Origin of the sequence: Streptomyces sp. NBRC 110035, from assembly GCF_000829695.1 — a bacterium.
In the GTDB taxonomy this organism is placed as follows: Bacteria; Actinomycetota; Actinomycetes; order Streptomycetales; family Streptomycetaceae; genus Streptomyces.
The window spans coordinates 78119-100397 of the sequence record NZ_BBNN01000015.1 but is presented as its reverse complement, the minus strand read 5'-3'; the positions used below and the strand labels follow the sequence as shown (position 1 = coordinate 100397).

Annotated in this window: 21 protein-coding genes; 12 read left to right on the top strand and 9 right to left on the bottom strand. The window is 72.9% G+C overall.

Going from position 1 to position 22279, the window contains the following annotated elements:
- Nucleotides 1–62 precede the first annotated feature (62 nt).
- Nucleotides 63–392 (top strand): rhodanese-like domain-containing protein, encoded by a 330-nt coding sequence (locus TU30_RS00545; protein WP_042163126.1) that lies wholly within the window; start codon nt 63–65, stop codon nt 390–392.
- A 296-nt stretch (nt 393–688) separates the two neighbouring features.
- Here TU30_RS00545 and TU30_RS00540 read toward each other — a convergent pair whose 3' ends face one another.
- The 5 genes from TU30_RS00540 to paaA are packed head-to-tail and all read right to left on the bottom strand — an operon-like array spanning nt 689 to nt 4365.
- Nucleotides 689–1747 carry a 2Fe-2S iron-sulfur cluster-binding protein gene (locus TU30_RS00540; protein ID WP_042163123.1) on the bottom strand — a complete coding sequence of 353 codons (1059 nt, stop codon included), beginning with the start codon at nt 1745–1747 and terminating at the stop codon, nt 689–691.
- On the bottom strand, nt 1747–2337 hold the full coding sequence (gene paaD, locus TU30_RS00535; protein WP_042163122.1) for a 1,2-phenylacetyl-CoA epoxidase subunit PaaD: 591 nt from the start codon (nt 2335–2337) through the stop codon (nt 1747–1749). Before paaD ends, TU30_RS00540 begins: the two co-directional genes overlap by 1 nt.
- Nucleotides 2331–3086: a 1,2-phenylacetyl-CoA epoxidase subunit PaaC gene (gene paaC, locus TU30_RS00530; RefSeq protein ID WP_042163120.1), complete on the bottom strand. Its 756-nt coding sequence runs from the start codon at nt 3084–3086 to the stop codon at nt 2331–2333. The genes paaD and paaC overlap by 7 nt, the downstream gene beginning before the upstream one ends.
- Nucleotides 3083–3370, bottom strand: coding sequence for a 1,2-phenylacetyl-CoA epoxidase subunit PaaB (gene paaB / locus TU30_RS00525; protein ID WP_042163118.1), 288 nt, complete (start codon nt 3368–3370; stop codon nt 3083–3085). The genes paaC and paaB overlap by 4 nt, the downstream gene beginning before the upstream one ends.
- The gene (gene paaA, locus TU30_RS00520) at nt 3367–4365 is read right to left on the bottom strand and encodes a 1,2-phenylacetyl-CoA epoxidase subunit PaaA (RefSeq protein ID WP_042163115.1); all 999 of its coding nucleotides are present in this window, start codon (nt 4363–4365) and stop codon (nt 3367–3369) included. The genes paaB and paaA overlap by 4 nt, the downstream gene beginning before the upstream one ends.
- 366 nt (nt 4366–4731) lie before the next feature.
- Here paaA and TU30_RS00515 point away from each other — a divergent pair, with 366 nt between their 5' ends.
- The 3 genes from TU30_RS00515 to TU30_RS00505 all read left to right on the top strand — a co-directional run bounded on the left by TU30_RS00515 (nt 4732) and on the right by TU30_RS00505 (nt 7816).
- Nucleotides 4732–5604, top strand: coding sequence for a DUF5819 family protein (locus TU30_RS00515; protein WP_042163114.1), 873 nt, complete (start codon nt 4732–4734; stop codon nt 5602–5604).
- Nucleotides 5601–6890: an HTTM domain-containing protein gene (locus TU30_RS00510; RefSeq protein WP_107068333.1), complete on the top strand. Its 1290-nt coding sequence runs from the start codon at nt 5601–5603 to the stop codon at nt 6888–6890. Before TU30_RS00515 ends, TU30_RS00510 begins: the two co-directional genes overlap by 4 nt.
- A 110-nt stretch (nt 6891–7000) precedes the next feature.
- Nucleotides 7001–7816: an RNA methyltransferase gene (locus TU30_RS00505; protein WP_078878011.1), complete on the top strand. Its 816-nt coding sequence runs from the start codon at nt 7001–7003 to the stop codon at nt 7814–7816.
- A 22-nt stretch (nt 7817–7838) separates the two neighbouring features.
- Here TU30_RS00505 and paaN read toward each other — a convergent pair whose 3' ends face one another.
- Nucleotides 7839–9530, bottom strand: coding sequence for a phenylacetic acid degradation protein PaaN (gene paaN, locus TU30_RS00500; protein WP_042163112.1), 1692 nt, complete (start codon nt 9528–9530; stop codon nt 7839–7841).
- 207 nt (nt 9531–9737) lie between these two features.
- Here paaN and TU30_RS00495 point away from each other — a divergent pair, with 207 nt between their 5' ends.
- Nucleotides 9738–11252 carry a 3-hydroxyacyl-CoA dehydrogenase gene (locus TU30_RS00495; protein ID WP_042163110.1) on the top strand — a complete coding sequence of 505 codons (1515 nt, stop codon included), beginning with the start codon at nt 9738–9740 and terminating at the stop codon, nt 11250–11252.
- Nucleotides 11249–11839: a TetR/AcrR family transcriptional regulator gene (locus TU30_RS00490; RefSeq protein ID WP_042163108.1), complete on the top strand. Its 591-nt coding sequence runs from the start codon at nt 11249–11251 to the stop codon at nt 11837–11839. Before TU30_RS00495 ends, TU30_RS00490 begins: the two co-directional genes overlap by 4 nt.
- Nucleotides 11840–11868: 29 nt before the next feature.
- On the opposite strand, the gene TU30_RS00485 is transcribed toward TU30_RS00490, so the two are convergent.
- Nucleotides 11869–12363, bottom strand: a complete 495-nt coding sequence (locus TU30_RS00485; RefSeq protein ID WP_042163106.1) for an Lrp/AsnC family transcriptional regulator — start codon at nt 12361–12363, stop codon at nt 11869–11871.
- Nucleotides 12364–12553: 190 nt separating this feature from the next.
- Between TU30_RS00485 and pdhA the strand changes: the two genes are divergently transcribed.
- The 6 genes from pdhA to TU30_RS00455 all read left to right on the top strand — a co-directional run bounded on the left by pdhA (nt 12554) and on the right by TU30_RS00455 (nt 20158).
- Entirely contained in the window at nt 12554–13720 is a 1167-nt protein-coding gene (gene pdhA / locus TU30_RS00480; RefSeq protein WP_042163104.1) for a pyruvate dehydrogenase (acetyl-transferring) E1 component subunit alpha, read from the top strand.
- Nucleotides 13717–14721 carry an alpha-ketoacid dehydrogenase subunit beta gene (locus TU30_RS00475; protein WP_042163102.1) on the top strand — a complete coding sequence of 335 codons (1005 nt, stop codon included), beginning with the start codon at nt 13717–13719 and terminating at the stop codon, nt 14719–14721. The genes pdhA and TU30_RS00475 overlap by 4 nt, the downstream gene beginning before the upstream one ends.
- Complete coding sequence (locus tag TU30_RS00470) at nt 14721–16394, top strand: dihydrolipoamide acetyltransferase family protein (protein ID WP_042163101.1); 1674 nt, start codon at nt 14721–14723, stop codon at nt 16392–16394. Before TU30_RS00475 ends, TU30_RS00470 begins: the two co-directional genes overlap by 1 nt.
- 262 nt (nt 16395–16656) lie before the next feature.
- Entirely contained in the window at nt 16657–17568 is a 912-nt protein-coding gene (locus tag TU30_RS00465; RefSeq protein ID WP_042163825.1) for an NTP transferase domain-containing protein, read from the top strand.
- Entirely contained in the window at nt 17565–19067 is a 1503-nt protein-coding gene (locus tag TU30_RS00460; RefSeq protein WP_042163099.1) for a molybdopterin molybdotransferase MoeA, read from the top strand. The genes TU30_RS00465 and TU30_RS00460 overlap by 4 nt, the downstream gene beginning before the upstream one ends.
- Nucleotides 19064–20158: a TrkA family potassium uptake protein gene (locus tag TU30_RS00455; RefSeq protein ID WP_042163097.1), complete on the top strand. Its 1095-nt coding sequence runs from the start codon at nt 19064–19066 to the stop codon at nt 20156–20158. Before TU30_RS00460 ends, TU30_RS00455 begins: the two co-directional genes overlap by 4 nt.
- Nucleotides 20159–20293: 135 nt before the next feature.
- Here the strand turns inward: TU30_RS00455 and TU30_RS00450 are convergent, their stop codons facing one another.
- Both TU30_RS00450 and TU30_RS00445 read right to left on the bottom strand, forming a co-directional pair.
- Nucleotides 20294–21145, bottom strand: a complete 852-nt coding sequence (locus tag TU30_RS00450; RefSeq protein ID WP_042163095.1) for an ABC transporter permease — start codon at nt 21143–21145, stop codon at nt 20294–20296.
- Nucleotides 21142–22170 carry a daunorubicin resistance protein DrrA family ABC transporter ATP-binding protein gene (locus tag TU30_RS00445; RefSeq protein WP_042163093.1) on the bottom strand — a complete coding sequence of 343 codons (1029 nt, stop codon included), beginning with the start codon at nt 22168–22170 and terminating at the stop codon, nt 21142–21144. Before TU30_RS00445 ends, TU30_RS00450 begins: the two co-directional genes overlap by 4 nt.
- Nucleotides 22171–22279 lie beyond the last annotated feature (109 nt).

The following is a 22279-nucleotide window of genomic DNA, read 5'->3' as shown; positions in this document are numbered from 1 at the left end:
TGAGTCCCGGCCCCGGCCCGGCGCTTTCCGGTAGCGTCGGGGGCATGAGCTTTGCGACTGGGGTGCCCACGGTCGGGGTCTGTGACCTCAAGGACGGCGACTTCCTGCTGGATGTCCGAGAGAGCGACGAGTGGACGTCCGGTCATGCCGGAGGTGCGCTGCACATCCCGATCAGCGAATTCGTCGCCCGTTACGGCGAGCTGACCGAGGCGGCTCCGCAGGACGGCCGGGTGCATGTGATCTGCCGTTCCGGCGGGCGTTCGGCCCAGGTCACGATGTATCTGGTCCAGCAGGGCATCGACGCCGTGAACGTGGACGGCGGCATGCAGGCGTGGGAGTCCGCGGGACGCCCCGTCGTCACCGATGACGGACAGCCCGGACACGTCCTGTAGTACCGGCGGGAGCGGGCGGCCGTCGCCGGCCGCCCCCCAGGCCTCGGGACGTCCGCAGCCGCCGCCACCACGGCCGCCACCGCTTCAGCGGGCTTCAGCCCGGAGAATGCGGCGCCGGCGGGTCTCCCAGGGCCTCCTCGTGTGCCGGTGCCGGTGCCGGTGCCGGTGCCGGGCGGGAGCTCCACGCCCGGAGTCCCGCAGGTCCCCTCCCCGGTGACTCGGCGCCGGTCCGCCCGACGGCGCCGCAGGGGGCGGGGCGGGGAGGGTGCGGTGTCTGCGGGAGGGGTGTGCCGCCGTCACCGGTCGAAGTCCAGCTCCACCCTTTCCGTCACCGGATGCGACTGGCAGGCCAGTACGTAGCCCGCCTCGGTCTCCTCCGACTCCAGCGCGAAGTTGCGGTTCATCCGTACCTCGCCCGAGACGAGGAAGGCGCGGCACGTTCCGCACACCCCGCCCTTGCAGGCGTAGGGGGCCTCGGGGCGGTTGCGCAGCACCGTCTCCAGCAGGGACTCGCCCTCCCGGACGGGCCAGGTGCCGCCGCGTCCGTCGAGCAGGGCGGTGACCGTGCTGTGGGCGGGGGCCGACGCCGTGGGGGCCGCCGGGGCGCCGGTGTCCACGTGGAAGATCTCCTCGTGGATGCGGGAGCGCATCACTCCGAGACCGCGCAGGGCCCGCTCGGCCCCCTCGACCAGCCCGTACGGGCCGCACAGGAACCAGCCGTCCACCTGCCCCACCGGCAGCAGGGCCGGCAGCAGGGCGGTGAGCCGATCCTGGTCGAGCCGTCCGGACGGCAGTCCCGCCTGCTGCTCCTCCCGCGAGAGCACCGGCACCAGCTGGAACCGGTCGGGGTAGCGGTCCTTCAGGTCGGCGACCTCCTCCAGGAACATCGTCGAGGCGGCCGTCCGGTCACTGCGGATCAGACAGAACCGGGCCCCGGACTCGCGCTCCAGAAGGGTCGAGACGATGGAGAGCACCGGGGTGATGCCGCTCCCGCCGACGATCGCCGCGTACCGGCCGGGTGCGGGCGGGAGGGTGAACCGGCCCGCCGGGGTCATCACCTCCAGTTCGTCCCCGACGCCGATCTCCTTCAGGGCGTACGTCGAGAAGGCGCCGCCCTCCACCAGACGCACCCCCACCCGCAACGTGCCGGGGCCCCCGCCTTCGGGGGCCGGGGAGCAGATCGAGTAGGTGCGCCGGATGTCCTCGCCGTCGGCCCTGCGCCGCAGGGTCAGGTGCTGGCCGGGGGCGTAGCGGTACTCCTCGCGCAGGTCCGGCGGGACGGTGAGGGCGAGGGCTACGGAGTCGTCGGTGAGCCGGTCGACGGCGGCCACCCGGAGCCGGTGGAAGCGCGCCATCACAACTCCTTGAAGTGGTCGAACGGTTCACGGCAGTCCAGGCACCGGCGCAGCGCCTTGCACGCGGTGGACGAGAAGCGGCTGAGCAGTTCGGTGCCGGCGGAGCCGCAGTGCGGGCACCGCACGGGCTCGGGTGCCTCGGCGGGTGCCTCCTCGTGCACGGGCCCGGGCGTCCCGTCCGCCCACGGCTTGCGGGCACGCGTGCGGGTCGGCCCGAGGTCCACCGCGACCGCTCCCGACGCCTGCCGTACGCGCGGCGGGGCGATACCGAACTCCCCCAGCTTGCGGCGCCCTTCGTCGGTGATGTCGTCGGTCGACCAGGCGGGTGCGAGCACTCTGCGGACGGTGACCTCGCGCACCCCGTGCTCACGCAGCACCCGCTCTATGTCCGCCGACATCGCCTCGACGGCCGGGCACCCCGTGTACGTGGGGGTCAGCTCCACCTCGACGGTGTCCGCACCGCGCGCGTGCACCGCGCGCACCACGCCCAGCTCGCGCAGGGTCAGCACGGGCAGTTCGGGGTCGGGCACCGAACCGGCCAGTTCGAGCAGTTCCGCCTCGAGTGCGGTGGCGGCCGCCGGGGTCACCATGCCGCCCCCGGGTGGCTGCGGTGCAGGTGCTGCATCTCGGCGAGCATGCGGCCGAAGGACTCGGTGTGCAGTCCCTGGCGTCCGGCACCGGCAGCCCACGCACCCGTGCGCGGGCTGCCGGGCACGGTGAGGGTGGCCCGGCCCAGTACCTGCGTGATCCGCTCCAGCCAGGACGTCTCCAGGTCCGGCCAGTCGACGTCGAGGCCCTCGACCGGCTGGAACATCTCCCCGGTGTACCGCCACAGCGCGTCCACGGCCCGCTGCATCCGGGTGTGGCCGGTGTCGGTGCCGTCGCCGAGCCGCAGGGTCCACTGCTCGGCGTGGTCGCGGTGGTAGGCGACCTCCTTGACGGCCTTGCCGGCCAGCGGTGCCAGCGGGCCGTCCCCGGCGGCGAGTTCGGTGTGCAGGAGGTACTGGTAGGTGGAGAAGTACAGCTGGCGGGCGATGGTGTGGGCGAAGTCGCCGTTCGGCTGCTCGACCAGCTGGAGGTTGCGGAAGGCGCGCTCCTCGCGGAGGAACGCCAGCTCGTCCTCGTCGCCCGCCATCGACAGCAGCACGCGGGCCTGGCCCAGCAGGTCCAGCGCGATGTTGGAGAGGGCGACCTCCTCCTCCAGCACGGGGGCGTGGCCGACCCACTCGCCCAGGCGGTGGGAGAGCACCAGGGCGTCGTCACCGAGGGCGAGTGCGGCCGCCGTGAGGACGGCGTCCCGGGAGGGTGCACGGGTGCCGGAGCGGGGTGTCGTCGTCACAGGTGGCGCACCCCCTCGGGGATCTCGTAGAACGTCGGGTGCCGGTAGGGCTTGTCGGCGGCCGGTTCGAAGAACGGGTCCTTCTCGTCGGGTGAGGAGGCGGTGATCGCGGACGACGGCACGACCCAGATCGAGACGCCCTCGCCGCGGCGGGTGTACAGATCGCGGGCATTGCGCAGGGCCAGCTCCGCGTCCGGGGCGTGCAGGCTGCCGGCGTGGGTGTGGGACAGTCCCCGGCGCGCGCGCACGAAGACCTCCCACAGAGGCCAGTCGGTGTCGGTCATCCGTGGGTCGCTCCTGTCTCACCGGTGGTGTGCTTGGCCGCGTGGGCGGCCGCCGACTCCCTGACCCAGGCACCCTCCTCGTGGGCACGCCTGCGCCGGGTCAGCCGCTCCTCGTTGCACGGGCCGTTGCCCGCCAGGACGTCCCGGAACTCCGTCCAGTCGATCGGGCCGAAGTCGTGCTGTCCCCGTTCCTCGTTCCACCGCAGGTCCGGGTCGGGGAGGGTGAGGCCGAGCGACTCGGCCTGGGGGACGCAGATGTCGACGAAGCGCTGCCGCAGTTCGTCGTTGGAATGCCGCTTGATCTTCCAGGCCATCGACTGCGCGGAGTGCTGCGACTCGGTGTCGGGCGGGCCGAACATCATCAGCGACGGCCACCACCAGCGGTCCACCGCGTCCTGCGCCATCGCGTGCTGTTCCGGGGTGCCGCGGCTCAGCGCCAGCAGCAGCTCGTAACCCTGGCGCTGGTGGAAGGACTCCTCCTTGCAGATACGCACCATCGCGCGCGCGTACGGGCCGTAGGAGCAGCGGCACAGCGGCACCTGGTTGGTGATCGCGGCGCCGTCCACCAGCCAGCCGATCGCGCCGACGTCGGCCCAGGTCAGCGTGGGGTAGTTGAAGATCGAGGAGTACTTCTGGCGGCCGGAGTGCAACTTGTCCAGCAGCTCGTCGCGCCCCGTCCCGAGGGTTTCGGCGGCGCTGTAGAGGTACAGGCCGTGCCCCGCCTCGTCCTGCACCTTGGCCATCAGGATCGCCTTGCGGCGCAGCGAGGGCGCGCGGGTGATCCAGTTGGCCTCCGGCTGCATGCCGATGATCTCGGAGTGCGCGTGCTGGGCGATCTGCCGGACGAGCGTGGCGCGGTAGGCGTCGGGCATCCAGTCGCGCGGTTCGATCCGCTCGTCGGCGGCGACGGCCGCGTCGAAGGCGCGCTCGTACTCCGCGCCGCCGTCCGCGCTGTCACCCGCGTCGGCGCCGACGCTGTCGACTGCTGTCGCCATGAGGTCCCCTCCGACCTGGGTTCTTCCCGGAACACGCTCCCGACCGATCGTTCGGTTCGTGCGGTTCCATGGTGAGACGGGCGCCGCGAGGTGTCAACAGCTGTGGATAACCTGCGGGCGGGATCGTCGAGGGCGGGCCGCCCGTGGGCCGCCCGGGGTCGGCCGGGCCCGGCCGTGGATGTGGTGACGGCCACGGAATGCGCGGACCGCTGGGACTGTGCCGGGACGGTCGGTGCTGAGTACCGTTCCCGTGCGACGCCGCGAAGCGGTGTACGGGCGGCACGAGGCCCTCGCACGCCGCACAGTGGCGGCGATCGACCGGGACCCGGGCCGGGATCCGGGCCGGGACTGTGGGAACGGGGCGGGATGGACGCGTACGACGAGGGCTCGCACGCCCGGCACGGGCGGACCGGGCCGGGCGTGCCGGGCGGCTCTGCCCCTGCACTGCCCCCGGATCCGCCCGACCCCGCACCGGCGGGGCCCGCCGCCCAGGACGATCCCCGGCCCTCGACCGCCCCTCCGCCCCCGGACCTCCTGTCCCCGGACGCGGGCTCCCCGCCCCCGGACGCGGACCCCTCGCCCTCCGAGCCCCGTACCGGCGTGGCCGCCCTCCCGCTCCGCCATCGGATCGTTGCCGCCGTGGCGCTCGGGACCGTCGCGGTCGTCGTCTGTGTGCACATAGGCATGACGTTCCTGCACGTCGCGCCCGCGAACACGGTCTCCAAGGAGCACGCCGAGGCGGTCGAGGACTGGATCTACCCGGAGTTCGAGCAGAACTGGAAGCTGTTCGCGCCGAACCCGCTGCAGCAGAACATCTCCGTCCAGGTCCGCGCCGAGGTCCTGACGCCGGACGGGGGAGTGCGGACCACCGGCTGGTACGACCTGTCCGCCGAGGACGGCCGGGCCATCGACGGCAACCCCCTGCCCAGCCACACCCAGCAGAACGAGCTGCGCCGCGCCTGGGACTTCCTCGTCGCCACGCACGACGGTGAGAACCGGCCGGTGGGGATGCGCGGCACGCTGGCCGAGTCGTATCTGCGCCGGATCATGGTGATGCGGCTCGACCGGTCGGACGCGGCCGGGCCGGGCGGTGTCGTGGACCGGGTCCAGGTCCGCTCCCGCACGGCCGACGTGCCGCCGCCGGAGTGGAGCGAGGAGGAGGTCTCCACGAAGCCGGTGTACCGCACGCTGCCCTGGTGGCCTGTGCCGGAGGACGAGGCCCGGGGAGGCATCGGGTGAACCGCTTCTCGGCCGGGGTCTCCGGCGCCGTCGCACGGGTCGCCGATTCGGCCCTCGGCCCCCACCAGACCGCGGTGATCCGGATCGGGTTCAGCGCGACCTGGCTGCTGTTCCTGTTGCGCGAGTTCCCCCACCGCCAGGAGCTGTACGGGCCCGACGGCCCGTGGGCCTGGGACCTCGCCGACCAGCTCGTCCGGTCCAACGGCGCCTTCACCGCGCTGCTGTGGTCGGACGGCCAGGGCTGGTTCGAGGCCCTCTACCTGCTCGCGGTGGTGTGGAGCGTCCTGCTGCTGCTGGGCTGGCGCACCCGCACCATGTCGGTGCTGTTCATGGTGGGTGTGCTGTCGCTGCAGAACCGCAGTGTCTTCATGGGCGACGGCGGCGACAACGTCCTGCACCTGATGGCGGTCTACCTCGTGTTCACGCGCTGCGGCCGGGTGTGGTCCCTGGACGCGCGGCGTGCCCGGCGCGCGGACGGGGCGCGCGCGCGGGGAGAGCGGCCGCGGGACCGGACGGGCCCCGCGCTGTGGGGGGTGCTGGGTTTCCTGCTGCTCCTGGCGACCCTGGCCGGCCGGATGGACGGCGACTGGTTCGTCCCGGCGCTGCTGTGGGCCGTGTGGTCGGCGCAGGCGCTGTGGTGGCTGGTGGGGCGCTGTGCGAGGACCTCGCACCCACGCGCCCTGCTGGACGTCGTCGCCAACATCGTGCACAACGGCGCCCTGCTGGTGATCATGGCCGAGGCCTGTCTGATCTACGCCACGGCCGGCTGGTACAAGATCCAGGGCTCCCGCTGGCAGGACGGCACCGCGGTGCACTACCCGCTGCACCTGGAGTACTTCTCCCCCTGGCCGGCCCTCGGCGACCTGCTGACCGCCAGCGGCACCCTGGTGATGCTGGTGACCTACGGGACGGTCGCCGTACAGGTGGCCTTCCCGTTCACCCTGTTCAACCGGCGGGTCAAGAACGTGCTCCTGGCGCTCATGATCACCGAGCACGCGGTGATCGCCGTCGTCCTGGGGCTGCCGTTCTTCTCCCTGGCGATGATCGCGGCCGACGCGGTCTTCCTGCCGACGTCGTTCCTGCGCCGCCTGGGCAACGTCTTCACACGTCTCCACGCGTGGATACGCAGCCCGGTACTCCGGACACTGCCGTCACGCACGCGCAGACGCGCGGGCGGTGTGTTGGTGCCCGCACCCAGGACCGGGAGCCCGGGAGAGCCGGTGGACCACATGGACCGGGCGGAGCAGGTGGAGCAGGTGGAGCAGGTGGGCCGGGCAAAGCAGTAAGGAGCAGGTGGAGCAGAAGGAGCAGGGGGATCGGGTGGAGCAGGCCGGTCGGGGACCGGTCGTTCCCGGGCCGGGGAAAGCACCCGGCACGCGCCCGTAGGCTGCACGTCATGGCAGCCCCCGACCGCGACACCGCCCCCGACGGCGCCTCCGTGCCCCACCCGCCCCCCGCCCGGGACACCGCTCCCGTGACCCGCTGGCACCGGCGGAGCGGGGACGCGGTCCTGCTCGACGGCTTCCACGCCCTCAAGCACGCCCTGCGCTTCGGCGCCGACGTCGAGACGGCGGTCACCGCGGACCGGGCCGCCACGCTCGCCCTCGCCGACGAACTGGCCCCGGACGTCCGGGAGGCGCTGGCGGCGCTGCTGGCCGAGGTGCCGTACGAGACGTACGCCTCGCTCGTTCCGCGCCCGCACCCCACCGCCGTCGCCGCCCTCGCCGTACGCCCCTGCCGCGCGGGCAACCTGGAGCGGCTGGCGCACACCCCGCGCACCGCTCCCGTGGTGGTCCTGGACCAGCCGCGCAACCTCGGCAACGCGGGTGCCGTGATCCGGCTGGCCGCCGGTTTCGGGGCGACCGGGGTCGTCACCACCGGCACCCTCGACCCCTGGCATCCCACCGTCGTGCGCGGCGGGGCCGGGCTGCACTTCGCGACCGCCGTGGAGCGGCTGTCCGTCGACGAACTGCCCGGCGGTCCGGTGTTCGCACTCGATCCGGAGGGCGAGGACATCCGCGCGCTGAAACTTCCGGACGACGCGCTGATCGCCTTCGGCTCGGAGCGCAGCGGGCTCTCGTCCGCACTGCGCGCGCGTGCCGACCGTCTGGTGGCGCTGCCGATGCGCCCCCAGGTCTCCAGCTACAACCTCGCGACCAGTGTGGCCATGACGCTGTACCACTGGAGTGCCACCGGGGGCGCACCCGCGTAGGAGCGGGGCCCACGAGGAGGGCTCATGCCTCCCGGCGCACCTCGATCACCCGGAAGCGGTTGGCCACGAAGGCGGTGTCGGTGAGGGCCGCGTTGGCCGCCGGGTTGCCGCCGGAGCCGTGGAAGTCGGAGAAGGCGGCCGTCTGGTTGACGTACACCCCGCCGGTGAGGTTGAGGGAGAGCTGGGCGGCCTCCTCCAGGCATACCTCGCGCACCGCCTCCTCGAACTCCGGGGAGGTCGTGTACGCGCCGACGGTCATCGCGCCCTTCTCACGGACGGTGCGCCGCAGCAGCTTCGCCGCGTCGGACGCGGAGTCGACGGCGACGGCGAAGGAGACCGGTCCGAAGCACTCGGTCATGAAGGCGGCCTCGGCGTCCGGCTTCGCACCGTCGAGCTTCACGATCACCGGCGTACGGACCACCGCGTCCGGGAACTCCGGGTGGGGGATCCCGCGGGATGCGAGAGCGACCTCGCCGAGCCCGGCGGCGGCCTCCAGGCGGGTCCTGACGCCGGGGTTGACGATCGCGCCCAGCAGGGCGTTCGCGCGCGTGTCGTCGCCGAGCAGCCCGTCGACCGCCTGCGCCAGGTCGGCGACGACCTCGTCGAAGGACTTGGGGCCCTGGTCGGTGGTGATGCCGTCGCGCGGGATCAGCAGGTTCTGCGGGGTGGTGCACATCTGGCCGCTGTAGAGCGACAGCGAGAACGCCAGGTTGGCGAGCATGCCCCGGTAGTTCCCGGTCGACTCCACGATCACCGTGTTGACGCCGGCCTTCTCCGTGTACACCTGCGCCTGGCGGGCGTTGGCCTCCAGCCAGTCGCCGAACTCCGTGGAGCCGGTGTAGTCGACGATCCGGATCTCCGGGCGTGTGGCCAGGGTCTTGGCGATGCCCTCGCCGGGCCGCTCGGCGGCCAGCGCCACCAGGTTCGGATCGAAGCCGGTCCCGGTGAGCACCTGACGCGCGACCTGCACGGTGAGCGCGAGCGGCAGCACCGCGCGGGGGTGCGGCTTGACCAGGACCGCGTTGCCGGTGGCGAGGGAGGCGAACAGGCCCGGGTAGCCGTTCCACGTCGGGAAGGTGTTGCAGCCGATGACCAGACCGATGCCCCGCGGGACCGGCGTGAACCGCTTGGTCAGCGCCAGCGGGTCGCGCTTGCCCTGCGGCTTGGTCCACTCCGCGGCGGTGGGGGTGCGCACCTGCTCGGCGTACGCGTACGCCACCGCCTCCAGGCCGCGGTCCTGTGCGTGCGGGCCGCCGGCCTGGAACGCCATCATGAACGCCTGGCCGGAGGTGTGCATGACCGCGTGGGCGAACTCGGGCGTCCGGTCGCTGATCCGCTTGAGGATCTCCAGGCAGACCACCGCGCGGGTCTCGGCGCCCGCGTCCCGCCAGGCCCGCATCCCGGCCCGCATGGCGGGCAGCAGCACGTCGAGGTCCGCGTGCGGGTAGCCGACGCCCAGCTCGACGCCGTACGGGGAGGTCTCGCCGCCCACCCAGTCGTCGGTGCCGGGCTGACCGAGGTCGAGACGGGTGCCGAGCAGTGCGTCGAAGGCGGCCTTGCCCGCCGCGAGGTCCAGGCTGCCGTTCTCCCCGTAGGCCTTGGGGTGCTCGGGGTGCGGGGACCAGTACGCGCGCGTGCGGATCGCTTCCAGTGCCCGGTCCAGGGTGGGCCGGTGCTGGGCGGTCAGCTGCTGCACGGTGTTTTCGGCGGCCATCGGGGACCAACTCCTCGTCGAGTTCGGGGACCGGGCAAAGCCTTGGGCGGAAGGCAGGGGCAGCGGAAGCCGACGACGCCGGGACGGAGGGCGCCGGGGCGGGGGATGTCGGCGGTCGGGCGGTCGGAGTTAGAGTAACCGAACGATCGGTCGGGACAAGAGGGTCCGCCGCATCTGTGGACAAGCCCGTGCGGGAGGATCGCGCACATGACAGCACTCGACCTCAGCAGCCCCGTGGCCGTCGTCGGCACCGGCACCATGGGCCAGGGCATCGCCCAGGTCGCACTGACCGCGGGCCACCCCGTGCGGCTGTACGACGCCGTCCCCGGCCGGGCCCGGGAGGCCGCCGAGGGGATCGTGGCCCGGCTCGACCGGCTCGTGGCGAAGGAGCGGCTCACCGCCGCCGACCGGGACGCGGCCCGCGACCGCCTGCTGCCCGCCGACGACCTCACCGGACTCGCCGACTGCGCCCTGGTCGTCGAGGCCGTCCTGGAGCGCCTGGACGTCAAGCAGGAGCTGTTCGGCGCGCTGGAGGACGTCGTCTCCGACGACTGCCTGCTCGCCACCAACACCTCCTCCCTGTCGGTCACCGCCGTCGGCGGCGCCCTGCGCGTCCCCGGCCGCCTCGTGGGGCTGCACTTCTTCAACCCGGCACCGCTGCTGCCGCTCGTCGAGGTCGTCTCCGGCTTCGCCACCGACGTCGCCTGCGCCACGCGCGCGTACGAGACGGCCCGCGCCTGGGGCAGGACGCCGGTCGCCTGCGCCGACACCCCCGGCTTCGTCGTCAACCGCATCGCCCGGCCCTTCTACGCCGAGGCCTTCACGGTGTACGAGTGCCAGGGGGCCGATCCGGCCACGATCGACGCGGTGCTGCGCGAGTCCGGCGGCTTCCGCATGGGCGCCTTCGAACTGACCGACCTCATCGGGCAGGACATCAACGAGTCCGTCACCCGTTCGGTGTGGCAGGCCTTCTTCCAGGACGTGCGCTTCACGCCCTCGCTCGCCCAGCGCCGGCTGGTCGAGTCCGGCCGCCTCGGCCGCAAGAGCGGCCGGGGCTGGTACGACTACGCGGACGGCGCCGAGCGTCCCGAGCCGCACACCGCGGAGCCCGCCGAGCCGCCCGCGTACGTGGTCGCCGAGGGGGGTCTGGGACCCGCCTCGGACCTGCTCGCCCTGATCCGCGAGGCCGGGATCCAGGTCCGCGTGGAGGACGAGGACCACGGCACCCGCCTGGTGCTGCCCAGCGGCGGCCGACTGGCGCTCGCCGACGGTCGGACCTCCGTGGAGCACCGCGACGTCGTCTACTTCGACCTCTCGCCCGACTACCGGGGGGCCACGCGCATCGCCCTGTCCCACTCCCGGGACACCTCCGCGCGGACCGTCGCCGAGGCCACCGGACTGTTCCAGGCGCTCGGGAAGAAGGTCAGTGTCATCGGGGACGTCCCCGGCATGATCGTCGCCCGCACGGTGGCGCGGATCATCGACCTGGCGTACGACGCCGTCGCCAAGGGGGTGGCGACCGAGGAGGACATCGACACCGCGATGCGTCTGGGCGTCAACTACCCTCTCGGTCCCTTCGAGTGGAGCCGCCGCCTCGGCCGCGGCTGGGCCGGCTCCCTCCTCGAGGGCCTGCACGAGCGCGATCGGTCCGGCCGCTACGCGCCGTCCCTCGCGCTCTACCGGCACGCGTGCGCCACCGGGAAGCGGGAGGACACCCCATGACCACCGCCAGGCGCGACACGTACACCCCGGAGTCCCTGCTCTCCGTCGCCGTCCAGGTGTTCAACGAGCGTGGCTACGACGGCACCTCCATGGAGCATCTCTCCCAGGCCGCCGGTATCTCCAAGTCGTCGATATACCACCACGTGGCGGGCAAGGAGGAGCTGCTGCGGCGCGCGGTGACCCGGGCGCTGGACGGCCTCTTCGGCATCCTCGACGAGGAGCACGCGTGTGTGGGGCGTGCCGCCGAGCGTCTGGAGTACGTCGTACGGCGCATGGTCGAGGTCCTGATCGCGGAGCTGCCGTACGTGACGCTGCTGCTGCGTGTGCGCGGCAACACGGGCACCGAGCGGTGGGCCCTGGAGCGGCGACGCGAGTTCGACCACCGGGTGGCGGCGCTGCTGAAGGCCGCGGCGGCCGACGGGGACGTGCGGGGCGACATCGAGGTGCGCCTGGTGACCAGGCTGGTCTTCGGGATGATCAACTCGCTCGTCGAGTGGTACCGGCCCGACGGACGCGGCATGAGCGAGCGCGAGGTGTCCGACGCCGTGGTCCGACTGGCCTTCGGCGGGCTGCGCAGGGCGGGCTAGGACAGGGTCCGGGAGGGCCGGCCCGGGGCTCACCCCTGTGGCTCCAGGTCCTCCTCCTCGAACACCAGCAGGGTGCGCGTGCTGAGTACCTCGGGGATCGCCTGGAGCCGGGTCAGCACCAGTTCCCGCAACGCCCGGTTGTCCGGGGTGTGCACCAGGAGCAGTACGTCGAAGTCGCCGCCCACCAGGGCGATGTGGGAGGCGCCGGGGAGCTGCCGGAGCTGCTCGCGGACCGTGCGCCAGGTGTTCTGAACGATCTTCAGGGTGATGTACGCGGAGGCGCCGTGACCGGCTCGTTCGTGGTCGACGCGGGCGCCGAAGCCGCGGATGACGCCGTCCTCGACGAGCCGGTTGATCCGGGCGTAGGCGTTCGCGCGCGACACGTGGACCCGGTCGGCGACGGACCGTACGGACGCGCGGCCGTCCGCCTGGAGCATGCGCAGGATGTCCTGGTCTATGGCGTCCAGGGGACGCGCGGGCGGCACCGGCCCGCTTCCCTCCGGACCCCCGGCACTCTCGGCCATTTGTTCAGACGACACCCGGCCCCGCCTCCCCGCCATGGACGTACTGCGTCCATCTCAGGCTGTGGAGAACCGTTTGTCCACAGCCTGGTGCCACCCGTAGCCAAAATGTGCCGGCGACCGAACAATCGGTTGGTGAGGCGCGTCACAGACGCCGCGCCCCACCAAGCCACTCCCACGAGGAGGTGCCGTCATGACGGTCATGGAGCAGCGGGGCGCGTACCGGCCGACCCCGCCGCCCGCCTGGCAGCCACGTACCGACCCCGCGCCGCTGCTGCCCGACCCGGAGCCGTACCGCGTGCTCGGCACCGGGCGGGCCGACGCGGCCGACCCGGAGCTGCTGCGCCGGCTGTACGCGGAGCTGGTGAAGGGCCGCCGCTACAACGCGCAGGCCACCGCGCTCACCAAGCAGGGCCGTCTCGCGGTCTACCCCTCCAGCACCGGTCAGGAGGCCTGCGAGGTCGCCGCCGCGCTGGTCCTCGAGGAGCAGGACTGGCTCTTCCCGAGCTACCGCGACACGCTCGCCGTCGTCGCGCGCGGGGTGGACCCCGTCGAGACCCTCACTCTCCTGCGCGGTGACTGGCACACCGGCTACGACCCCTGCGCGCACCGGGTCGCGCCGTTGAGTACGCCGCTGGCCACCCAGCTGCCGCATGCCGTCGGACTCGCGCACGCCGCCCGCCTCAAGGGCGACGACGTGGTCGCGCTGGCGATGGTCGGCGACGGCGGGACCAGCGAGGGCGACTTCCACGAGGCACTGAACTTCGCCGCCGTGTGGCGGGCACCGGTGGTCTTCCTCGTCCAGAACAACGGCTTCGCGATCTCCGTCCCGCTCGCCAAGCAGACCGCGGCCCCGTCGCTGGCCCACAAGGCCGTCGGCTACGGGATGCCCGGCCGGCTGGTCGACGGCAACGACGCGGCCGCCGTGCACGAGGTCCTGGCCGACGCCGTGCGCCACGCGCGCACGGGGGACGGCCCGACCCTGGTCGAGGCGGTCACCTACCGGGTGGAGGCGCACACCAACGCCGACGACGCGACCCGCTACCGGGGCGACGCCGAGGTGGAGACCTGGAAGGAGCACGACCCCGTCGCGCTCCTCGAACAGGAACTGACCCGACGCGGCCTGCTCGACGACGACCGTCTCGCCGCCGTCCGTCAGGACGCCGAGACCATGGCCGCCGACCTGCGGGCGCGCATGAACCAGGACCCGGTGCTCGACCCCATGGACCTGTTCACCCATGTCTACGCCGAGCCCACCCCCCAGCTGCGGGAACAGCGGGAGCAGCTGCGGGCCGAGCTGGCGGCCGAAGCCGAAGCCGAGCCCGGTTCCGGGGCCGAGCCGGGGGGTACGCAGCGATGACCACCGTCGCCGCCAAACCGGCCACCATGGCGCAGGCGCTCACCCGTGCGCTGCGCGACGCGATGGCCGCGGACTCCTCCGTGCACGTCATGGGCGAGGACGTCGGCACGCTCGGCGGTGTCTTCCGCATCACCGACGGACTCGCCGAGGAGTTCGGCGAGGACCGCTGCACGGACACCCCGCTGGCCGAGGCGGGCATCCTCGGGACCGCCGTCGGCATGGCGATGTACGGGCTGCGGCCCGTCGTGGAGATGCAGTTCGACGCGTTCGCCTACCCGGCGTTCGAGCAGCTGGTGTCACACGTCGCCAGGACGCGCAACCGCACGCGCGGCAGGATGCCCCTGCCGCTCACCATCCGCATCCCCTACGGGGGCGGCATCGGCGGCGTCGAGCACCACAGTGACTCCTCCGAGGCGTACTACATGGCGACTCCCGGGCTCCACGTCGTCACACCGGCGACCGTCCCGGACGCCTACGGGCTGCTGCGGGCCGCGATCGCCTCCGACGATCCGGTCGTCCTCCTCGAGCCCAAGCGCCTGTACTGGTCGAAGGACTCCTGGAACCCGGAGCAGCCGACGGCCGTCGACCCCCTGGGCCGTGCGGTGGTGCGGCGGTCCGGCCGGAGCGCCACGCTCATCACGTACGGGCCGTCCGTCCCCGTCTGCATGGAGGCGGCCGAGGCGGCCCGCACCGAGGGCTGGGACCTGGAGGTCGTCGATCTGCGCTCACTGGTGCCGTTCGACGACGCGACGGTGTGCGCCTCGGTGCGGCGGACGGGGCGTGCGGTCGTCGTCCACGAGTCCGGCGGCTTCGGCGGTCCCGGCGGGGAGATCGCGGCCCGGGTCACGGAGCGCTGCTTCCACCATCTGGAGGCGCCGGTGCTGCGTGTGGCAGGGTTCGACCTCCCGTATCCGCCGCCGATGCTGGAGCGTCACCACCTGCCCGGCGTGGACCGGATCCTGGATGCCGTGGGGCGTCTGCAGTGGGAGGCCGAAAGCTGATGGCACAGGTGCTGGAGTTCAAGCTGCCCGACCTCGGTGAAGGGCTCACCGGGGCGGAGATCGTGCGCTGGCTGGTCGAGGTCGGCGAGGTCGTCGCCGTCGACCAGCCGGTCGTCGAGGTCGAGACGGCCAAGGCGATGGTGGACGTGCCCTGCCCCTACGGGGGAGTGGTCACCGCCCGCTTCGGAGAGGAGGGCGCCGAGGTGCCGGTGGGGGCCCCGCTGATCACGGTCGCGGTGGGTGGCCCGGCCGACGGTGAAGGCCGCCCGGAGGGGGAGACGCCTTCCGCGGCCGACGGCTCCCGCGCCGACGGCTCCCGCGCCGACGGCTCACGGGCGGCGGGTTCCCGTCCGAAGGACCCGCCGTCGACGGGTTCCGGCAACGTGCTGGTCGGTTACGGAACGTCGGAGGCACCGGCCCGGCGGCGCAGGGTGAGGCCGGGCCGGCCGGCGCCGAGCGCGCCGGCGACGCCCGCCGCTTCCGCCACGTCCACCGCTTCCGCCATGCCCACGGCTTCTGCCACGGCCACGGCGAACGGTCGGGCCGCCGCCGAAGGGGAGGCAGCCGCCGCTGCCCGGCGGGCCCGCACGGACGCCGGGGCGGTGGACGGGCCGGTGCCCGTGATCTCGCCGCTGGTACGCCGACTGGCCCGGCAGCACGGGCTGGATCTGCGCGAGATGTCCGGTTCCGGGCCCGAGGGGCTGATCCTGCGGGCGGACGTGGAGTACGCGCTCCGGGCCGCCGGAACGCAGTCGGGCAAGGACAAGGACAAGGAGCGGACGCCCCCGCCCACCACCGAGCCGCACCCGCACGCACCACAGATACCGGCACCACCGCAGACACCGGCACCGGCACCGGCACCAGCACAGGGACAGGCGCAGACGCAGGCACAGGCGCAGACGCAGACGCAGGCACCGGCGTACACGCCGGCCGTGGGAGTCCCGACTGCCCCGGAATCCACGCGCGTCCCTCTCAAGGGCATCCGCGGTGTCATGGCCGACAAGCTGTCCCGCAGCCGCACCGAGATCCCCGACGCGACCTGCTGGGTGGACGCCGACGCGACCGAGCTGATGCGGGCGCGGGACGCGATGCGGCGTTTCGCCGAGGACCGCCCGCAGAGCCCCGCGGCCGGCGGGCCGAAGATCTCCGTGCTCGCCCTGCTGGCCCGGATCTGCACCGCCGCGCTGGCTCGCTTCCCCGAGCTCAACTCCTCCGTGGACATGACGGCCAGGGAGGTCGTCCAGCACGGGGCCGTGCATCTCGGCTTCGCCGCGCAGACCGAGCGCGGGCTCGTCGTCCCCGTCGTCCGGGACGCGCACACGCGCAACGCGGAGTCGCTGACGGCGGAGTTCGCCCGGCTGACCGAGGCGGCCCGTACGGGAGCCCTGTCGCCGGCGGAACTCACCGGTGGCACGTTCACGTTGAACAACTACGGCGTCTTCGGCGTCGACGGCTCCACTCCGATCATCAACCACCCCGAGGCCGCCATGCTCGGTGTCGGCCGCATCGTCCCCAAGCCGTGGGTGCACGAGGGCGAGTTGGCGGTGCGGCAGGTCGTGCAGCTCTCGCTCACCTTCGACCACCGGGTCTGTGACGGTGGCACGGCAGGCGGCTTCCTGCGGTACGTGGCGGACTGCGTGGAGCAGCCGGCGGTGCTGCTGCGCACGCTGTGACGTCTGTTCTTCCCGAGCGCGTTGTCCGTGCCCCCGCGTTCTCTGTGATCGCGGGGGCACGCATACTCGGGGGGTGACCGAGTACGAGCTCCCGGGTGCTTCCGGAGCCGCTGGCGACCGCACCCGTGACCGCGCGCCCGCGCCGGGCCGGGCGGCCCCTGCCGCGTACGACGAATCCGCCGCCCACTCCCCGTCCTCCACGCGGTTCTCACCGTCCTCCCCGCGCCCCGGGTCCGCCGCGCCCCTCGTCCACGATGCCCTCGTGCTGGCCGGTGGCGGTGCCCGGCGGCTCGGCGGCGCGGACAAGCCCGGGGTGCGGGTGGGCGGCCGGGCGCTGCTCGACCGGGTGCTCGCCGCCTGCTCCGGTGCTCGCACCACCGTGGTCGTGGCCGACCCCCGGCCCACCTCCCGGCCCGTGTCCTGGGCCCGTGAGGAGCCGCCGGGCGGCGGACCGCTCGCCGCGCTCGACGCGGGGCTCCGGCTGAGCACCGCGGAGTACGCCGTACTGCTCTCCGCCGACCTGCCGTTCCTCGACGCGGTCACGGTCGACGCGCTGCTGACCACCCTGCGCACGAGCACGGCCGACGGGGTTCTGCTGACCGACGCCGACGGCCGGGACCAGCCGCTCGTGGCCGCGTACCGGACGGCGGCCCTGCGCCGCGAACTGGCCGCGCTCACCGAGCGGCACGGCGCGTTGGCCGGGCTGCCTCTGCGCCGGCTGACCGGCTCGCTCGGCCTCATCCGCATCCACGGCCCGGAGGCGTCGTTCGACTGCGACACCTGGGACGACATCGCCACCGCCAGAGCACGCATCAGGGAGCATGGACACGTGTTGGACGAATGGATTTCCGCAGTCAAGGACGAGCTGGGCCTCGAGTTGGACGTCGACACCGACGTCCTCCTCGACCTCGCCCGTGACGCCGCCCACGGTGTGGCCAGGCCGGCGGCGCCGCTGACCACCTTCCTCGTCGGCTACGCGGCCGCCCGTGCGGGCGGTGACCGGGAGGCCGTCGCCGAGGCCGCGCGCAAGGCCGCCGCCCTCGCCGTCCGCTGGGCCGACGAGGACACCACCGACGCCGCGTCCGCGCAGCCCGCCGACAAGCGGCCCGCAGACGACCGGCCCGATGCCTCCGCCGCCGACGCAGCCCCCGGTGCGCGCCCGGACGCCGAATGAACGCGCCCGATGCCCGAGCCGACAAGGACACCGGGAGCACCGACGACGCCGAGGATCCCGACGACCTCGACATCGAGGAAGCTCTCGCCCTCGTGAACGATGCCTCCGGCCGTACCTCCGGTGACCCCGCGCACGCCCGTTCCCCCCGCAGGGGCGGGCCCCGGCCCGTCGCGGACGGCCCGGGCCCCGCCACCCGCCACCACCCCCGCCACGCCCTCCCCTGGACCGAGGCCCGTGCCGTCGCCGAGCGTGCGGCACGCCGGGGTACCGGCAGCCGGTCCGCCCACCGCGCCCCGGTCCCCGTGCCGCTCGACGCCGCCCTCGGCCTCACCCTCGCCGTCCCCCTCACGGCCCTCACCGACCTGCCGTCCTTCGACACCTCGGCCATGGACGGCTGGGCGGTCTCCGGACCCGGGCCCTGGACCGTACGGGAGGACGGCGTCCTTGCCGGGCACGCCGAGCACCCGCCGCTCACCGACGGCGAAGCCGTCCGTATCGCCACCGGGGCTCGTGTCCCCCCGGACACCACCGGCGTCCTGCGCAGCGAACACGGCCGTACGGACGACAACGGCCGACTGCACGCCACCCCGCCCCGAAGGGCCGCCCCACCCGGAGCCGCGACCACACCCCGGTCGGTGGGCGCACCCCACGCCGGATCCGCCTCCGCGGTCGCGCACGGACAGGACATCCGCCCCCGCGGTCAGGAGTGCCGCAGCGGTGACCGACTGCTGTCCGCCGGCACCCTGGTGACCCCGGCCGTGCTGGGCCTCGCCGCGGCCGCCGGATACGACATGCTCAGCACCGTCCCCCGCCCCCGCGTCGAGGCCCTCGTCCTCGGCGACGAACTGCTCACCGGAGGCCTCCCGCACGGCGGGTCGATCCGGGACGCACTCGGCCCGATGCTGCCGCCCTGGCTGCGCGCGCTCGGCGCCGAGGTCACCGCCGTCCGCCGGGCCCGCGACGACGCGCGGACGCTGCACAAGGCGATCACGAAGTCCGACGCCGACGTCGTCGTCACCACCGGAGGCACCGCCGCGGGCCCGGTCGACCACGTGCACCCGACGCTGCGCCGCATCGGCGCCGAACTCCTCGTGGACGGGGTCGAGGTGCGCCCCGGCCACCCCATGCTCCTGGCCCGCACCAAGGAGAACCAGTACCTCGTCGGTCTGCCGGGCAACCCCCTGGCCGCGGTCTCCGGGCTGCTCACGCTCGCCGAGCCCCTGCTGCGGACCCTCGCGGCCCGCCCGGCACCCGAGCCGTACGTGATGCCGCTGCGGGACACCGTCCACGGGCATCCGCACGACACCCGGCTCATCCCGGTCGTCCTGCGCGGTGACGTGGCCCTGCCGCTGCACTACAACGGGCCGGCCATGCTGCGCGGCATCGCGGCGGCCGACGCCCTCGCCGTCGTCCCCCCGGGTGGTACGCGGCCCGGTCAGGAGGCGGAACTGCTGGACCTGCCCTGGGCGTCCGGAGGAATCGGGGTGTGTTTCACGTGAAACTTCCGGGCCAGGACGCCATTGCCCGCCAGGCGGACGAGCACTTGGTGACCCATCGGGTGAAGCTGCCGAGGAAGGTGGTCGAGCACCCGGTCCGCCAGGTCGCCAAGCGGCTGTCCATGGCGTTGCTCCTCCTCGTGGTGACGGCGTTGATCGTGTACATCGACCGCGACGGTTACACCGACAACACCGACGGCACCCTCGACTTCCTCGATGCCTTCTACTACGCGACCGTCACCCTCTCCACCACGGGGTACGGCGACATCATCCCGGTCAGTGACGCCGCCCGGCTGACCAACATCTTCGTCATCACGCCGTTGCGTGTGATGTTTCTGATCATTCTGGTCGGCACCACCCTCGAAGCCCTCACCGAGCGCACGCGGGAGGAGTGGCGACTGAACCGCTGGAGGTCCACGTTGCGTGATCACACCGTCGTCGTCGGATTCGGCACGAAGGGCAGGTCCGCGATCAAGACCGTCTGCGCGACGGGGCTCCGCAAGGAGCAGGTCGTGGTGGTCGACCCCAGCAGCAAGGCGATCGAGGCCGCGGCGGCCGACGGGTACGCGGGTGTCATAGGGGACGCGACACGCAGCGAGGTGCTGAAGCGGGCCGAGGCCTACCGGGCGAAGCAGATCATCATCGCCACGCAGCGCGACGACACTGCCGTGCTGGTGACGCTGACGGCCCGCCAGCTCAACCGCGGTGCGAAGATCGTGGTCGCGGTGCGCGAGGAGGAGAACGCCCCGCTGCTGAAGCAGTCGGGTGCCGACGCGGTCATCACCAGTGCCAGCGCGGCCGGCCGGCTGCTCGGTCTGTCCGTGCTCAGCCCCGCGGCCGGCATGGTGATGGAGGACCTCATCCAGCAGGGCACCGGTCTCGACATGATAGAACGTCCGGTCATAAAGGCCGAGGTGGGCAAGTCGCCGCGGGAGATCGACGATCTGGTGGTGAGCGTTCTACGAGGACACCGGGTGCTCGGCTACGACGACGAGCACGTCGGGACGCTCGAGCTCACGGACCGGCTGATCACCATCGTGCGGGCGACGCCGGGTACCCCGGTCACCCCCGACATCCGCCCGCTCCACGACTGACACCACCGGGACGCCACGGGAAACCGGGACGCCACGGGAACACGAGAGGCCACGGAGGGCCACGAGAAACAACGCGGGGTCCCCGGGGCACCTGCCCCGGGGACCCCGCGTTTCCGCCCGCCTCGTCGGCCCGCGTCACTTGCGGTTGTAGAGCCGCATCGTGACCGGCCCGAAGACCAGGACGAACAGGGCGGACCAGCCCAGCGACCAGGCGACCTCGTCGGCCGGCCAGTCCCCCGCCATCAGTCCGCGCACCGCGGACGCGAGGTGTGTGACGGGACTGTTGTTGACGAAGGCCTGGAGCCAGCCCGGCATGGTGCCCGGGTCGACGAAGACGTTGGACAGGAAGGTGAGCGGGAAGATCACCATCATGCTGACGCCCATCACCGACTTCTCGGTGCGCAGCATCAGCCCGAGCATCGTCCAGATCCACGAGAACGCGAACGCGAAGACCACCAGCAGCACGATCCCGGCGAGCACACCGGTGACCCCGCCGTCCGGCCGGTAGCCGAGGATCATGCCCACGGTGAGCATCACGGCGGACGCGATGGTGTAGCGCAGGGCGTCGCCCAGCAGATAGCCGACCATCGTCGAGGGCCGCCAGACCGGCAGGGTGCGGAACCGGTCGAAGACGCCCTTCTCGATGTCCGTGTTGACCGAGACACCGGTGTACATCGTGATCATCACGACCGACATCACCAGGATGCCCGGCAGCAGGAACTGGATGTACTCCGTCGGTGAACCGGCCAGCGCCCCGCCGAAGAGGTACGTGTACATCAGCACCATCATGATCGGGAACGCGGTGACGTCGAAGAGCTGCTCCGGCACATGCTTGATCTTGAGGATCGCGCGCCAGCCGAAGGTCAGGCAGGCCGACCACGCGCTGGGGCGCGGCGGACGCTCCTTGGCGACCAGCAGCTCGGCGAGGGAGTCGGTGCGCACCGGGGCGAGTTCCGCGCTCTCGGTGGTCGTCGTCACGGTACTCATGCCGCCACCTCGTCCTTCGGGGTGTGGGAGGTGTCGGAGTCGTCGGAGCCGGTCTGGGTGTCGTGGCCGGTGAGGGCGAGGAACACCTCGTCCAGGCTCGGCTGGCCGAGCGAGAAGTTGTCGACGGTGACGCCGGCCGCGGCCAGTTCGCTCAGGGCACGGGCGGCCTGTTCGGCGGCGGTGTCCTGGCTCGCGGCCGCGCCCAGGCGGGCGGTGAGCGTCACCGGGTCGGGCTCGGGCTGCACCGTCGCGTCGAGCAGGCGGCGCAGCAGATCCGCGGCGAGCGGCCGTTGATCCGGATCGCGCAGCCGCAGGTGGACGGTGCCGGCGCCGACGGAGGCCTTCAGCTCGCCCTTCGTGCCCTCGGCGATCACCTTCCCGCGGTCGATGACGGCGATCCGGGACGCCAGCTGGTCGGCCTCGTCCAGGTACTGCGTGGTCAGCAGCACGGTCGTGCCCTGGGCGACCACCGCGCGCACGATGTCCCACACCTGGTTGCGGCTGCGCGGGTCCAGGCCGGTCGTCGGCTCGTCGAGGAACAGCAGGTCGGGGGTGTTGAGGATGGACGCGGCGATGTCGATACGGCGCCGCATGCCGCCCGAGTAGTGCTTGACCTGCTTCGCCGCCGCGTCCGTCAGGCCGAACGCCTCCAGGAGCTGGGCTGCACGGGTGCGGGCGGCCGGTTTGCGGTGGCCGAGCAGCCGGGCCAGCAGGATCAGGTTCTCGGCGCCGGTGAGGTCCTCGTCCACGGACGCGTACTGCCCGGTGAGGCTCACCAGGCCGCGCACCGTGTCGGCCTCGCGCACGACGTCATGGCCGAAGACACGGGCGTCGCCGCCGTCCGGCCTCAGCAGGGTGGCGAGCATCTTCACGGTGGTGGTCTTGCCGGCGCCGTTCGGTCCGAGGACGCCGTACACCGTGCCGGCCGGTACGGCGAGGTCGACCCCGTCGACGGCCCGGGTCTCACCGAAGATCTTGACCAGACCGGCGGTTTCGATCGCCAGGCCGGACGTCTGCGTGCTCATGCTTCGGGTCCTTCCACGTGCTTCCGGGTGCTGGGGCTACGCAGGGAGAGACCTTCACCGTCGCGCAAATTCATCGCTCCCGCACATGGATTCCCCACGAACCGCCCCA

Coding starts and splice junctions, on each gene's coding strand:
- TU30_RS00495 (WP_042163110.1), top strand. CDS start 9,738: ATGACAGCACTCGACCTCAGCAGCCCCGTGGCCGTCGTCGGCACCGGC.
- paaD (WP_042163122.1), bottom strand. CDS start 2,337: ATGGTGACCCCGGCGGCCGCCACCGCACTCGAGGCGGAACTGCTCGAA.
- paaB (WP_042163118.1), bottom strand. CDS start 3,370: ATGACCGACACCGACTGGCCTCTGTGGGAGGTCTTCGTGCGCGCGCGC.
- TU30_RS00505 (WP_078878011.1), top strand. CDS start 7,001: ATGGCAGCCCCCGACCGCGACACCGCCCCCGACGGCGCCTCCGTGCCC.
- TU30_RS00470 (WP_042163101.1), top strand. CDS start 14,721: ATGGCACAGGTGCTGGAGTTCAAGCTGCCCGACCTCGGTGAAGGGCTC.
- paaA (WP_042163115.1), bottom strand. CDS start 4,365: ATGGCGACAGCAGTCGACAGCGTCGGCGCCGACGCGGGTGACAGCGCG.
- paaN (WP_042163112.1), bottom strand. CDS start 9,530: ATGGCCGCCGAAAACACCGTGCAGCAGCTGACCGCCCAGCACCGGCCC.
- TU30_RS00475 (WP_042163102.1), top strand. CDS start 13,717: ATGACCACCGTCGCCGCCAAACCGGCCACCATGGCGCAGGCGCTCACC.
- TU30_RS00460 (WP_042163099.1), top strand. CDS start 17,565: ATGAACGCGCCCGATGCCCGAGCCGACAAGGACACCGGGAGCACCGAC.
- TU30_RS00445 (WP_042163093.1), bottom strand. CDS start 22,170: ATGAGCACGCAGACGTCCGGCCTGGCGATCGAAACCGCCGGTCTGGTC.
- TU30_RS00450 (WP_042163095.1), bottom strand. CDS start 21,145: ATGAGTACCGTGACGACGACCACCGAGAGCGCGGAACTCGCCCCGGTG.
- TU30_RS00515 (WP_042163114.1), top strand. CDS start 4,732: ATGGACGCGTACGACGAGGGCTCGCACGCCCGGCACGGGCGGACCGGG.
- pdhA (WP_042163104.1), top strand. CDS start 12,554: ATGACGGTCATGGAGCAGCGGGGCGCGTACCGGCCGACCCCGCCGCCC.
- TU30_RS00540 (WP_042163123.1), bottom strand. CDS start 1,747: ATGGCGCGCTTCCACCGGCTCCGGGTGGCCGCCGTCGACCGGCTCACC.
- TU30_RS00490 (WP_042163108.1), top strand. CDS start 11,249: ATGACCACCGCCAGGCGCGACACGTACACCCCGGAGTCCCTGCTCTCC.
- TU30_RS00485 (WP_042163106.1), bottom strand. CDS start 12,363: ATGGCCGAGAGTGCCGGGGGTCCGGAGGGAAGCGGGCCGGTGCCGCCC.